Origin of the sequence: Pseudomonas sp. BT-42-2 (genome assembly GCF_025847435.2) — a bacterium.
In the GTDB taxonomy this organism is placed as follows: Bacteria; Pseudomonadota; Gammaproteobacteria; order Pseudomonadales; family Pseudomonadaceae; genus Aquipseudomonas; species Aquipseudomonas urmiensis.
Window position 1 is genome coordinate 18419 of sequence record NZ_JAOYTM010000020.1, and the last position, 13058, is coordinate 31476.

A 13058-nucleotide genomic window follows, 5' to 3' on the forward strand; every position below is an offset into this window, starting at 1 on the left:
CTGAAAGCCGCTCCAACAGCGGGCATTTTTCAGCCCTCATCATTCGAGGTTATTCTCCATGCGTCTCAAAACAGCCATTGCCGCTGCTGCTCTGTTCTGCCTGCCCGTTAGCGGCGTCATGGCCGACACGTTCTGGCGTAACGTCATTTCTTCCGGCGCTACCACTGCGTCGACCTACCTGACCTTCAAGGATCACAAGCTGGTGGTCGCCGCACAGGATGATGCCGGTAGCTTCGTGGCCAGTGAAGGGGCGATTCGGGGGCCGTTCCTGGAGGCGGCGATTCGCCAGGTGCGGGCGGATAACCCTGGGGTGGAAGCTAGCGACATGGAGCTGGCCAATGCGATTTTGGCCAAGAATGCGCTAGCTGAGTAACGCTCGGGATAGGGCGAGGGCTCTGCCCTCGTTCGCGGGCAAGCCCGCTCCCACAGGTACAGCGGCGCACAGAACCAGTGGGGGGCTCACCCGCAAAGAAGTCGTTCTCGCTATACCTTCAGCGATAAGCCTCAACCGGTACACAGGCACAGAACAGGTTTCGGTCGCCATATACGTTGTCGACCCTATTCACCGCTGGCCAATACTTGTGCTGGCGCACATGCGCACTCGGCGCAATACCTTGCTCCAGGCTATACGGCCGATTCCAACCACCCAACACATCGGCCAAGGTATGCGGCGCATGCTTGAGCGGGTTGTCCTCCGCCGGCCAGTTTCCTTCCTGCACTTGGGCAATCTCCGCACGAATCGCCAGCATCGCCTCGATAAAGCGATCCAGCTCAGCCTTTGACTCACTTTCGGTCGGCTCGACCATCAACGTCCCTGGCACCGGGAACGACATGGTCGGCGCATGAAAGCCATAGTCCATCAGGCGCTTGGCGACATCCTCTTCGCTGATGCCGGTCTGCGCCTTGAGTGGTCGCAGATCGAGAATGCATTCGTGCGCCACGCGCTGATTGCGCCCACGGTAGAGCACCGGGAAGGCGCCACTGAGCTGGCTGGCCAGGTAGTTGGCGGACAGGATCGCCACCTCGCTGGCATCGGCCAGTTGTGGCCCCATCATGGCGATGTACATCCAGCTGATCGGCAAGATGCTCGCACTGCCCCAGGGCGCGGCACTGACTGCGCTGTTGTTAGGGTCCAGGCCAGGCACCGGGACTACCGGGTGGCTGGCGACGAACGGCGTGAGATGGGCGCGCACCCCTATCGGGCCCATGCCTGGGCCACCACCGCCGTGGGGGATGCAGAAGGTCTTGTGCAGGTTCATGTGCGAGACGTCGGCGCCGATATCCGCTGGCCGCGCCAGGCCGACCTGGGCATTGAGATTGGCGCCGTCCATGTACACCTGGCCGCCATGTTGATGGATGACCTCGCAGATCTCGCGAATGCCCTCCTCATACACGCCATGGGTCGAGGGGTAGGTGATCATCAGGCAGGAAAGCCGTTCGCCGGCCGCCTGTGCCTTGGCCTTGAGATCGGCAAGGTCGATGTTGCCCTGCTCATCACAGTCAACGATCACCACCTCCATGCCAGCCATCTGCGCCGAAGCCGGATTGGTGCCATGCGCCGAAGACGGGATCAGGCAGAGCGTGCGCAGTGGCTGCTTGCGGCTGCGGTGATAGCGAGTGATCGCCATCAGCCCGGCATATTCGCCCTGGGCGCCTGAGTTGGGCTGCATGCAGATCGCATCGAAGCCGGTAATGGCGCACAACCAGCTTTCCAGCTCATCGATCATCGCCTTGTAGCCCACGGCCTGGGCCGCGGGGGCGAACGGGTGCAGGTTGGCAAATTCTGGCCAGGTGATCGGGATCATTTCACTGGTGGCGTTGAGCTTCATGGTGCAGGAGCCAAGCGGGATCATTGACTGGTTGAGCGCCAGGTCTTTGTTCTCCAGCTGCTTGAGGTAGCGCAGCATCTCGGTTTCGCTGTGATGCAGGTTGAATACCGGGTGGGCGAGGAACGGAGTGCGCCGCACCAGGGCGCCTGGGATGCCCTCGGGGTGGGCTTGCCGATCCAGCGTGGCGATATCCAGGCCATGGTCAACACCGAGGAACACATCGAACAGGCGCAGCACTGTTGCCTCGTCGCAGGTCTCATCCAGGCTCACGCCCAAGTGCCCCCGGCCGAGAATACGCAGGTTGATCTGCGCCGCTTCAGCGCTTTCGATGACCGCTGCCTGGGTGCCGCCAACCTCAAGCGTGAGGGTGTCGAAGAAGTGCTGATTGAGCCTTTTGATGCCTTTGGCTTCCAGGCCTGCGGCAAGAATGAAGGTCAGCCGGTGCACGCGTTGGGCGATGCGCAGCAAACCTTCGGGGCCGTGATAGACCGCGTAGAAGCCGGCGATATTGGCCAGCAGCACTTGTGCTGTGCAGATGTTGGAATTGGCCTTCTCGCGGCGAATATGCTGTTCACGGGTTTGCAGGGCCATACGCAGCGCGGTGTTGCCCCGAGCATCGCGGGAGACGCCGATGATGCGCCCGGGCATGGCCCGCTTGAACTCGTCGCGGCAGGCAAAATAGGCGGCATGCGGGCCGCCGTAGCCCATCGGTACGCCAAAGCGCTGGGTCGAACCGAGCACCACGTCTGCGCCCAGTTCGCCGGGCGGCGCGAGCACGACCAGGCTAAGGATGTCGGCGGCAACGCAGGCCAGCGCCTGCTGCTTATGCAATTGCTCGATCAGCGGGCGCAGGTCGCGCACTTCGCCGTGGGTATCGGGGTACTGCAAGAGCGCACCAAACACCTGATGCTTGGCCAAGTTATCCACAGCGTCGACGATCAGCTCGAAGCCAAAGCCTTCGGCGCGGGTCTTGAGCACCGACAGGGTCTGCGGGTGACAGTGCTGGTCGGCGAAGAACGCATTGCTTTTGCTCTTCGCCACGCGTTTGGCCAAGGCCATGGCTTCGGCCGCGGCGGTGGCTTCATCGAGCAGCGAGGCATTGGCCAGGGCGAGGCCGGTGAGGTCGATGACCATCTGCTGGAAATTCAGCAAGGCCTCCAGGCGCCCCTGGGCGATCTCTGGCTGATAGGGCGTATAGGCGGTGTACCAACCTGGATTTTCCAGTACGTTGCGCAGGATCACGGTCGGCGTGAGGGTGCCGTGATAGCCCATGCCGATCAGGCTGGTCCACAGTTGGTTCTGGGCGGCGTGTGCAGCGAGCTTGGCCAGGGCGGCCTGCTCATCGAGGGCTGCGGGCAAATCGAGGGGGCGGTTCAGGCGGATGCCGGGGGGAACGGTCTGCTCGATCAGTTCGCTGCGGCTGGCGACGCCCAAGGCGTCGAGCATGGCTTTCTGCTCCGAGGCATCAGGCCCCAGGTGACGACGCAGAAACGGGTTGAGCTCTTGCAGTTGACTCAGGGATGGCGACTGGGACATGGCGACCTCTTCCTCGACCAGAAACCCATGCAGGAGCGGCGGTTGGCCGCTGCGGCTTGTCGTGCGACCAGGCCTGCCCTGCCATCAGCGCTGGATGGCAAGGGCCTTGCCCTTGATCGCGGGACAAGCCCGCTCCTACAGAGAGACTTACAAGTCTAGGAAGGGATCGTCGATGTTGCGGGAAAACTTACTCGCCGATGGCGGCAGCGTAGCCAGCAGCGTCCAGCAGTTTGTCCAGCTCGGCAGGGTTGGCCGGCTTGAGCTTGAAGATCCAGGCAGCGTACGGATCGTTGTTCAGCTCCTCAGGGCTGTCACTGAGGGCCTCGTTGACGGCGATCACTTCGCCACCGACCGGCGCGTAGATATCCGAAGCGGCCTTGACCGACTCGACCACGCCAGCTGCATCGCCAGCGGCGAAGACCTTGCCAACTTCCGCCAGTTCGACGAACACCACGTCACCCAGGGCCTCCTGGGCGTGATCGCTGATGCCCACGGTCACACTGCCATCGGCTTCCAGGCGAGCCCACTCGTGGCTTTCGGCAAAACGCAGGTCGGCGGGGATATTGCTCATGTCTTGTAATCCTCGATAGGGTCAGCGGTCGGCCCGCCAGAAAAATGTTCAGATCAGAATCTTGCCGTGGCGCACGAAGGTCGGTTTGACCACCCGCACCGGGTACCACTTACCACGAATCTCGACCTCGGCCCGGTCGCCGGTCGCCATCGGTACACGCGCCAGGGCAATGGATTTGCTCAGCGTAGGAGAGAAACTACCACTGGTGATCTCTCCTTCGCCAATCCCGGCGACACGCACCACTTGATGCGCACGCAATACACCACGCTCTTCGAGCACCAGACCGACCAGTTTTTCCTGCACGCCGTGCTCGATTTCCTTGAGCAGGCCGGCACGACCGATGAAGTCGCGTTCAGCGGGCTCCCAGGCGATGCACCAGCCGAGGTTGGAGGTTTGCGGGGTATGCTGCTCGTCGATGTCCTGGCCGTAGAGGTTCATCCCGGCTTCCAGGCGCAGGGTATCGCGGGCACCGAGGCCACTGGGGGCGATGCCGGCTCCGACCAGGTCGTTGAAGAATGCCGGGGCTTGCTCACCCGGCAGGATGATCTCCAGGCCATCTTCACCGGTATAGCCGGTGCGGGCGACGAACCAGTCGCCTTCGATCACCCCTTCGAACGGCTTCAGCTCGCGAATCACCGCTGCACGTGGGGCACTGACCAGCTCGGCAACTTTGTCGCGAGCGCGGGGGCCCTGGATGGCCAGGATCGCCAATTCCGCACGTTCTTCGAAACCGACTTCGTACCCTGCACTATGCGCGTGCAACCAGGCCAGCACTTTGTCGCGGGTGGCCGCGTTGACCACCAGGCGATAGCCATCTTCAGTGCGATAGACGATCAGATCGTCGACCACCCCGCCGTCATGGTTGAGCAGGGTGCTGTAGAGCGCCTTGCCGATACCCTCAAGACGGGCCACATCATTGGCCAGCAGGTGCTGCAACCAGGCCTTGGCGGCGTTGCCGTAGACATCGATCACGGTCATGTGCGAGACGTCGAACACCCCGCAGTCACTGCGCACCTGATGGTGCTCCTCGACTTGCGAGCCATAGTGCAGGGGCATGTCCCAACCGCCGAAATCGACCATTTTGGCGCCTAGCGCCAGATGCAGGTCGTACAGAGGCGTGCGCTGTCCCATGGGTTTCTCCTTCCGGGCGTGGCGAAGCAGCGGCGGTCGGCAACGTTTAATCGTCACCTTTTCTTGTAGGACCCGCCGCAGCGAATGCCGCGCATTGTAGCCGCAAGGGCGCGGACTGGCATCCTCAGTGAGTGTGACCCGGGCGCCGAGCTGAACGGCGAATCAGCCCGATGACCGGCAGCAAGCCGACCATCACCAAGGTCAAGGCCGGCAGCGAAGCGCGTGCCCATTCACCTTCGCTGGTCATCTCGAACACCCGTACCGCAAGGGTGTCCCAGCCGAACGGACGCATCAGCAAAGTCGCCGGCATCTCTTTGAGGACATCGACGAACACCAGCAAAGCGGCGCTCAGGGCACCAGGCACCAACAGCGGCAGATATACCTTGAAAAACAATCTTGGCCCGCCCACCCCAAGACTGCGCGATGCCTCCGGCAGGGACGGACGTATGCGCTCCAGCGTGCTTTCCAGCGGGCCATGGGCCACGGCGATGAAGCGCACCAGATAGGCCATCAACAAGGCGGCCAGGCTGCCCAGTAGCAAGGGTTTGCCGGCGCCGCCAAGCCACTTGGACAGTGGCACCACCAACTGATTGTCCAGGTAACTGAACGCCAGCATGATCGACACCGCCAGCACCGAGCCAGGCAAGGCGTAGCCAAGGTTGGCCAAGCCGACCCCGGCCCGGATAACTCTGGTTGGCGCCTGGCGGCGGGCGAAGGCCAGCAGCAGCGCGACACTCACGGTGATCAACGCTGCCATGGCGCCCAGGTAAAGGGTGTGCAGCACCAGGCCGACATAGCGCTCATCCAGATCATGCCGACCGCGCTGCCAGAACCACGCCAACAGTTGCAGCAGCGGAATGACGAAGGCGCAGGCAAACACCAGCATGCACCAGCCGCTGGCCGCCAGCGCCTTGAAGCCGCGCAAGTGATACAGCGCCTGCCCGCGTGGCCGCTCGTTGCCAGTGCGGCTCGCCCCGCGAGCGCGGCGCTCGCCGTACAGCACCAGCATCACCACCAACAACAGCAGGCTGGCCAGTTGCGCTGCGCTGGAAAGGCTGAAGAAGCCGTACCAGGTCTTGTAGATCGCAGTGGTGAAGGTATCGAAGTTGAACACCGCCACCGCGCCGAAATCTGCCAGTGTTTCCATTAGCGCCAGGGCAATGCCCGCCCCGATAGCCGGCCTGGCCATCGGCAGGGCTACCCGCCAGAAGGCTTGCAGCGGCGACATGCCCAACACTCGCGCGGCTTCCATCAGACCCTTGCCCTGGGCGATGAAGGCGGTACGCGCCAGCAGGTAGACATAGGGGTAGAACACCAACACCAGGACGATGATCACGCCGCCGGTAGAGCGCACCCGTGGCAGGCGTATCTGCCCGAACACCTCGCGCAGCGCGCTCTGCACAGGCCCAGCGAAATCCAGCAGGCCGACGAAGACGAACGCCAGCACGTAGGCCGGGATGGCGAATGGCAGCATCAACGCCCAGTCTAGCCAGCGCCTGCCGGGAAACTCGCAGAGGCTGGTCAGCCAAGCCAGGCTCACACCAAGCACGGTTACCCCGAGGCCCACGCCCAGCACCAAGGTCAGGGTATTGCCCAGCAGACGGCTCATCTGCGTGTCGAGCAGGTGCGACCAGATCTGCAGGTCGATCGACTGCCACGAGAGCAGCAGGACGCTCAGGGGCAGCAGGACCAGGGCGGCGACCAGGGAAACCGGGAGGTACCAGCGACGTTGCGGGGCGTGGGACAAAGCTCAATCCTGAGTGAAAATGGCGAATGCATCGCGGGGCAAGCCCGCTCCCACGCCAGCCGCGTATGCACGGTGTGCGTGGGAGCGGACTTGCCCCGCGATACGGCCTGCAAGGGCCGCAGAAGGATAAAGCCTGGCGCTTAGTTCCAGCCAGCCCGATCCATCAAGCGAATAGCTTCTGCCTGACGCTTGCCCGCCACTTCCACCGCAATGCTGTCAGCCTTGAAGCTGCCCCACGCCGCAACTTCCGCAGAAGGCTTGACCTTAGGGTTGGCCGGGAACTCCTGGTTGATGTCGGCAAACAGCTTCTGCGCTTCTTCACCGGTCATCCATTCCACCAGTTTCGTGGCCGCCTCAGGGTGTGGCGCATGCTTGGTCAGGCCGATGCCCGAGAGGTTGACGTGTACCCCACGGTCGCCCTGGTTAGGCCAGAACAACTTGATCGGCAGGCTCGGCTGCTGCTTGTGCAGGCGGCCATAGTAGTAAGTGTTGACCACGCCCACATCGCACTGGCCAGCCTCGATGGCCTGGAGCACGGCGGTATCATCGGAGAACACGTCAGTGGACAGGTTGTTGACCCAGCCCTTGATGATCTGCTCGGTCTTGGCCTCGCCGTGGTTCTCGATCAGGGTGGCGGTCAGCGACTGGTTGTAGACCTTTTTCGCAGTGCGCAGGCACAAGCGGCCTTCCCAGTGCTTGTCGGCCAGGGCCTCGTAGGTGCTCAGCTCTTCGGGTTTGACCCGCTCGGTGGAGTAGGCGATGGTTCGTGCGCGCAGACTCAAGCCCGTCCAGTCATGGGAGCTGGAGCGATACTGGGCGGGGATGTTGGCGTCGATGACGTCCGACTTGATCGGCTGCAGGATGCCCATCTGCTCGGCTTGCCAGAGGTTACCAGCGTCGACGGTGAGCAGCAGGTCGGCCACGCCGTTGTCGCCCTCGGCCTTGATGCGCTGCATCAGTGGGGCTTCTTTGTCGGTGATGAACTTGATCTTGACGCCGGTCTTGGCGGTATAGGCGTCGAACACCGGCTTGATCAGCTCATCGATGCGCGAGGAATACACCACCACTTCGTCCGCCGCCTGGGCGGTGCCGCCGAACAGGGTCAGGGCCAGGGCGGCCAGTAGGGGCTTGCGTGGCAACATCGGGGTAACTCCTCGCGGGTTCTAGAGGTGCAAATGGTAGTGTTTCCCATTATGCGACTCACCCTTACAGGCGTTACCAGATGTTGCCATTTCCTTCTTGAGGGGCCAGCAAGCTCCGCCAGCGCCCACACACATTGCGAAACTCTATAGGCGCTGGCGCAGCCTGCGACGGGCCGCAAAGCGGTCGCAAGAACCTCAGGCCCGAGCCAATTCCGGCAAATCCCCAGAAAGCCCCAACGCCTGCCGCACGAACAGCGCCTTGGCCTCCGGCATCTGCTCAACGATCCTCAACCCGCTATTACGCAACCAACGCAGCGGCAACGGATTAGCCTGGAACAACCGCTCAAAACCCTCCATTGCCGCCATCAGCGCCAAATTGTGCGGCATGCGCCGACGCTCATAGCGACTGAGCACCTTCACATCCGCCAAACGCTCACCCCGCTCGCAGGCACGCCCAAGCTCTTCAGCCAGCACCGCCGCATCGAGGAAGCCCAGGTTGACTCCCTGCCCGGCCAGTGGGTGGATCACATGCGCAGCATCGCCGATCAGCGCCAGCCCTTCATCCACATAGCGCTTGGCATGGCGCTGACGCAGCGGCACACACACCCGTGGGTCGGCCTCCAGCACTTCGCCCAGACGGCCCTCAAAAGCCCTGCCTAGCGCCTGGCAGAACGCTTCATCGTCCAACGCCATGGCCTGCTCGGCCTGCTCGGGGGTGGTCGACCAGACAATCGAGCACCAATGCTGCCCGTCATCGCGGGCCAGCGGTAGAAACGCCAACGGCCCCTCATCGGTGAACCGCTGCCAGGCGGTCGCCTGGTGCGGCTCGCTGCAGCGCACGCTGGTGACGATCGCCTGATGCAGGTAATCCCACTCGCGCGTTTGGCAACCGGTCAGGCGCCGCACCGCCGAGTTGGCGCCGTCCGCCGCCACCACCAACGGTGCGCGCACACGCCGGCCATCGGCCAGGGTCAGCAGCCACTCGTCACCGGAGCGGCGCATCTGTTCCAGACGGGCGTTGGCCAGCAGGCCAATATCGCTGTCGTGCAGCCGATCCAGCAGGCCATCTTGCACCACCCGGTTCTCGACGATGTGGCCCAGTACCTGGGCGTGCACACTGGCCGCAGAGAAGTGGATCTGGCCAGTGCCGCTGCCATCCCAGACATGCATGTCCGAATACGGCGAAGCCCGCCGCGCAGCGATACCCTCCCAAGCGCCCAGGCGCTCAAGAATGCGCTGGCTGGCCGCCGACAGGGCACTGACACGGGGCTCGAACGCCGCCTGTGGATCAAAGGGTTTGACCGACAGCGGGCCGCCGTCGAGCAGGAGAATTTCCAGGCCGCTGTGGCGCAACGCCAGGGCCAGTGCGCTGCCGACCATACCGGCACCGACAATCAACAGATCTGCGCGCATTTCCATGCTTTACGCCTGCCTCGCTTGCGGCTTGAGCCGTACATAAAGGGTTTTATCGACCCGCGCCACCAGCTCACCGGCACCATCGCGGATATCGACCTGCAAACGGGGCAGGTACTTCTTGCCGCTGGCGGTCTGCTGGCGGATGTCGTCGAGCATCGCGTCGTCGACATGAAACTCGGCGTATACCGGGCCTTTGCCAGGGGAGATGAAATCGATGCTGGCGGCTTTATCCCAGACGATGTATTCGCGGCCCAGGCGCTCGATCAGCAGCAGCATGTAGAACGGGTCGACCATCGAATACAGGCTGCCACCGAACTGGGTGCCGACATAGTTGCGGTTCCAGCGGGTCAGCTTCATGCACACCTTGACGCTGCTCATGTCCGGGCTGATGTGCTGCACACGGATACCGGCGCCCAGGTAAGGCGGGTAGAAGTTGAGCAGCCAGCGCAGCATCCGGGCCTTGCGCGCGAGCTTGCGTGGGTCGCTCATGCGCGACCCCGCAGGTCAGGCCGAGTGCCCAGGCCCATGGCCTGGCGGGCGAACCAGCGTTTGGCCGGTGGCAGCAAGTCGAGGCCCAACAGGCCGAGGTTGCGCCCGGCTGCCAGCAATGGCTGGCCGCTGCCAAATACGCGGGTGACCTGGTCGGAAAAGCCGATGGTCAGCGCCTGGTCCACACGCTGACGCTGGTGATAGACCTGCAAGGTCGCCAGATCGCCCGGCTGCGCTGGGCCGGCCAACAGGCCTTCGGCGAGGGTCTGCACATCGCGCAGGGACAGGTTGAAGCCCTGCCCGGCAATCGGGTGCAGGCTGTGCGCGGCATTGCCCAGGACAACCAGATGGGGGCGCACCTGCTCCTCGGCCTCGACCAGCGCCAGCGGGTAGAGGTGACGCACGCCAACCTGGCGCAGTGCGCCCAGGCGATAGCCGAACACGTCCTGCAACTCACGCAGGAAGCTACGCTCGTCGATTTCGGCAAGGCGCTTGGCATCCATTCCCTGGCGGGTCCAGACCAGCGCGCAGCGGTTCTCTGGTAATGGCAACAACGCCATCGGGCCTTGCTCGGTGAAGCGTTCAAAGGCTTGGCCAGCATGGGCCTCGCCGGGGCTGATATTGGCGATCAGCGCGCTCTGGTCGTAAGGTCGGCGCCGCACATGGATGCCCAGTTGCTCACGCAGGCCGGAACGACCACCATCGGCCAGCACCGCCAGGTCGCACTCAAGGCTGGTGTCGTCATCGAGCTGCAAGCGATAGCCGCCCTCGATCGGCTGCATGGCCTTGACCTCGGCCGGGCAGCGCCAGCTGACCACGTCGCGGTCCAGGCTTTGCCACAGGCACTGGCCAAGCCAGGCATTTTCCACCACGTAACCCAGCGCAGGCACGCCTTCTTCGCTGGCATCCAGACGGGTAGCGCCGAAGCGGCCCCGGTCGGACACGTGGATCTGGCGGATTGGCTCGGCGCGCGGGCTGAGGATTTGCCACACGCCAAGTTGCTCGTAGATTTGCCGAGTGCCGAACGACAGCGCTGACGAGCGCGCATCGTAGCTCGGCTGGAAGCTGTCGCCTGGCGCGAACGGCTCGATCAACAGGATCTTCCAGCCCCGCGCCTTGGCGCCGGCCTGCAAGGCCAGGGCCAGGCTGGCGCCGACCAGGCCGCCGCCAATGATCGCCAGGTTGACCCGGCTCATGCCACGTCCCTGCGTGCGTCAGCCATCAGCGCCTCGATCTCGGCGACCGTACGCGGCACGCCTGAGGTGAGAATTTCACAGCCTTGCTTGGTCACGACCACGTCGTCCTCGATCCTGATCCCGATGCCACGCCATTTCTTCGGCACATCCTGGTTGTCGGCGGCAATGTAGATGCCCGGCTCGACGGTCAGCGCCATGCCCGGTTCGAGCACTCGCCACTGGCCACCGACCTTGTATTCACCGACGTCGTGCACATCCATGCCCAGCCAATGCCCTGCGCGGTGCATGTAGAAGGCGCGATGCGCCTCGGCGTCGATCAGCGCCTGCACCTCGCCTTTGAGCAGCCCCAGCTCGACCAACCCTTCGGTGATCACCCGCACGGTCGCTTCATGGGCATGGTTCCAGTGCTTGCCAGGGGCGATCTCGGCAAACGCTGCCGCCTGAGCCTTGAGCACCAGTTCGTAGATCGCCTTCTGCTCTGGCGAAAATCGCCCGCTGACCGGGAAGGTGCGGGTGATGTCGCTGGCGTAGCAGTCGATCTCGCAACCGGCGTCGATCAACACCAGATCGCCGTCCTTGAGCAAGGCGTCGTTCTGCTGGTAGTGCAGGATGCAGCCGTTGCGCCCGGCAGCGACGATCGAGCCGTAGGCCGGCATCTTCGCCCCGCCCTTGCGGAACTCGTAGTCCAGCTCGGCTTCCAGGCTGTATTCGTAGAGCCCGGCGCGACAGGCCTGCATGGCCCGCACATGGGCGCGGGCGGAAATGTCCGCAGCAGCGCGCATCACCTTCACCTCTGCCGCCGATTTATACAGACGCATGTCGTGCAGCAGGTGATCCAGGGCAACGAATTCGTTCGGCGGCTGGGCACCGAGGCGCGCCTTGGAGCGTATGACGTTGATCCAGTCCATCAGCCGGCGATCGAACTCGGGATTGCTGCCCATGGCGGTGTAGACCCGATCGCGGCCTTCGATCAGACCCGGCAGGATCTCGTCGATATCGGTGATCGGGAAGGCGTCGTCGGCGCCAAAGTCGCGCACAGCGCCTTCCTGGCCTGCGCGCAGGCCATCCCACAGCTCGCGCTCGGGGTTACGCTCACGGCAGAACAGCACGTATGCGCCATGCTCCCGGCCAGGAATCAGCGCGATTACCGCCTCTGGCTCCGGAAAGCCGCTGAGGTATTGGAAGTCGCTGTCCTGGCGGTACACATGCTCGACGTCGCGGTTGCGAATGGCAACCGCGGCGGCTGGCAAGATGGCGATGCTGTTGGGGACCATCTGCGCCATCAGCGCCTTGCGCCGACGGGCATACTCCGCCTTGGGTATGTGGCTCATGGGCAAACGACCCCGTTCAGATCAATGCAGCGATGGCTTTGGCGCGGGTGCTGCTGGCGTGTTCAACTCCGTGAACAGCAACAGCGGGGCGACGCGCAGGTACTCCATGACCTCCATGTAGTCGCTTTCACCGTCCTCGGACTCTTCCAGCGCTTCCTGGACCTGCGAAATGGCCACCAGATCCTGCAGCACTTCCTTGGCGTCGGTGGACAGGTCCTTACCGCCGGCATTCAGGCCGAAACCACTGATGAAGCCCTGGCACCACTGGCCCAGCGCGGCGGCACGGTCAGCCAGCGCCGCGTCGTCGGTCGGCAGCAGCAGGACGATGGCGACGTCTTCGCCGGTGAGCTCGGCCTTGACCATCTCTTGCAGGCCGATCAAAGCATTGCGAACTGTGTCACCAGGCTCGGTCTCCAGCAGCTGGGCTGCGTCAGCCAGCCAGGCATCGGCATCGAACCCTGCGCCGGCGCAGCTGCGGCCGATCAGCAAGCCATGCAGCTCGGCAGGGGTGACAGGGTGGCCATTGCTCGAAAGCAACATGGCGAAGGCGATGTAGGGCGATTGTGTATTGGGCATGGGCTGCTAGGCGCCAGACGGCGCAATGTCTAGAATGAAGACCTTGTATCCTAGCACCGGCAGGCGCGCCAAGACCATCGGCACTGGCCGCCGA

At 63.6% G+C, this 13058-nt stretch carries 11 protein-coding genes; 1 reads left to right on the plus strand and 10 read right to left on the minus strand.

Translation table 11 applies throughout. The features are described from left to right. Positions 1 to 58 precede the first annotated feature (58 nt). Complete coding sequence (locus tag OIU19_RS22255) at positions 59 to 373, plus strand: DUF2388 domain-containing protein (protein ID WP_264236817.1); 315 nt, start codon at positions 59 to 61, stop codon at positions 371 to 373. A gap of 118 nt (positions 374 to 491) precedes the next feature. Here the strand turns inward: OIU19_RS22255 and gcvP are convergent, their stop codons facing one another. The 10 genes from gcvP to OIU19_RS22305 all read right to left on the minus strand — a co-directional run bounded on the left by gcvP (position 492) and on the right by OIU19_RS22305 (position 12964). Further along, positions 492 to 3365 carry an aminomethyl-transferring glycine dehydrogenase gene (gene gcvP, locus OIU19_RS22260; protein WP_264236818.1) on the minus strand — a complete coding sequence of 958 codons (2874 nt, stop codon included), beginning with the start codon at positions 3363 to 3365 and terminating at the stop codon, positions 492 to 494. Between the two features lie 187 nt (positions 3366 to 3552). Beyond that, positions 3553 to 3936, minus strand: coding sequence for a glycine cleavage system protein GcvH (gene gcvH, locus OIU19_RS22265; protein ID WP_264236820.1), 384 nt, complete (start codon positions 3934 to 3936; stop codon positions 3553 to 3555). A 48-nt stretch (positions 3937 to 3984) separates the two neighbouring features. Further along, positions 3985 to 5067 carry a glycine cleavage system aminomethyltransferase GcvT gene (gene gcvT, locus OIU19_RS22270; protein WP_264236822.1) on the minus strand — a complete coding sequence of 361 codons (1083 nt, stop codon included), beginning with the start codon at positions 5065 to 5067 and terminating at the stop codon, positions 3985 to 3987. 124 nt (positions 5068 to 5191) lie between these two features. Next, entirely contained in the window at positions 5192 to 6814 is a 1623-nt protein-coding gene (locus OIU19_RS22275) for an iron ABC transporter permease (RefSeq protein ID WP_264236824.1), read from the minus strand. 140 nt (positions 6815 to 6954) lie between these two features. Continuing rightward, positions 6955 to 7956, minus strand: a complete 1002-nt coding sequence (locus tag OIU19_RS22280; RefSeq protein WP_264236825.1) for an extracellular solute-binding protein — start codon at positions 7954 to 7956, stop codon at positions 6955 to 6957. A gap of 195 nt (positions 7957 to 8151) precedes the next feature. Continuing rightward, a complete protein-coding gene (locus tag OIU19_RS22285; protein WP_264236867.1) occupies positions 8152 to 9369 on the minus strand; it encodes a 2-octaprenyl-3-methyl-6-methoxy-1,4-benzoquinol hydroxylase in 1218 nt (405 codons plus the stop codon). Positions 9370 to 9378: 9 nt separating this feature from the next. After that, positions 9379 to 9861, minus strand: coding sequence for a DUF4442 domain-containing protein (locus OIU19_RS22290; RefSeq protein ID WP_186555843.1), 483 nt, complete (start codon positions 9859 to 9861; stop codon positions 9379 to 9381). Beyond that, entirely contained in the window at positions 9858 to 11057 is a 1200-nt protein-coding gene (gene ubiH, locus OIU19_RS22295) for a 2-octaprenyl-6-methoxyphenyl hydroxylase (RefSeq protein ID WP_264236826.1), read from the minus strand. The genes OIU19_RS22290 and ubiH overlap by 4 nt, the downstream gene beginning before the upstream one ends. Then, the gene (pepP, locus tag OIU19_RS22300; protein ID WP_264236827.1) at positions 11054 to 12388 is read right to left on the minus strand and encodes a Xaa-Pro aminopeptidase; all 1335 of its coding nucleotides are present in this window, start codon (positions 12386 to 12388) and stop codon (positions 11054 to 11056) included. Before pepP ends, ubiH begins: the two co-directional genes overlap by 4 nt. 21 nt (positions 12389 to 12409) lie before the next feature. After that, the gene (locus tag OIU19_RS22305) at positions 12410 to 12964 is read right to left on the minus strand and encodes a YecA family protein (protein ID WP_186555840.1); all 555 of its coding nucleotides are present in this window, start codon (positions 12962 to 12964) and stop codon (positions 12410 to 12412) included. Positions 12965 to 13058 lie beyond the last annotated feature (94 nt).

Coding starts and splice junctions, on each gene's coding strand:
- OIU19_RS22255 (WP_264236817.1), top strand. CDS start 59: ATGCGTCTCAAAACAGCCATTGCCGCTGCTGCTCTGTTCTGCCTGCCC.
- gcvP (WP_264236818.1), bottom strand. CDS start 3,365: ATGTCCCAGTCGCCATCCCTGAGTCAACTGCAAGAGCTCAACCCGTTT.
- gcvH (WP_264236820.1), bottom strand. CDS start 3,936: ATGAGCAATATCCCCGCCGACCTGCGTTTTGCCGAAAGCCACGAGTGG.
- gcvT (WP_264236822.1), bottom strand. CDS start 5,067: ATGGGACAGCGCACGCCTCTGTACGACCTGCATCTGGCGCTAGGCGCC.
- OIU19_RS22280 (WP_264236825.1), bottom strand. CDS start 7,956: ATGTTGCCACGCAAGCCCCTACTGGCCGCCCTGGCCCTGACCCTGTTC.
- OIU19_RS22285 (WP_264236867.1), bottom strand. CDS start 9,369: ATGCGCGCAGATCTGTTGATTGTCGGTGCCGGTATGGTCGGCAGCGCA.
- OIU19_RS22290 (WP_186555843.1), bottom strand. CDS start 9,861: ATGAGCGACCCACGCAAGCTCGCGCGCAAGGCCCGGATGCTGCGCTGG.
- ubiH (WP_264236826.1), bottom strand. CDS start 11,057: ATGAGCCGGGTCAACCTGGCGATCATTGGCGGCGGCCTGGTCGGCGCC.
- pepP (WP_264236827.1), bottom strand. CDS start 12,388: ATGAGCCACATACCCAAGGCGGAGTATGCCCGTCGGCGCAAGGCGCTG.
- OIU19_RS22305 (WP_186555840.1), bottom strand. CDS start 12,964: ATGCCCAATACACAATCGCCCTACATCGCCTTCGCCATGTTGCTTTCG.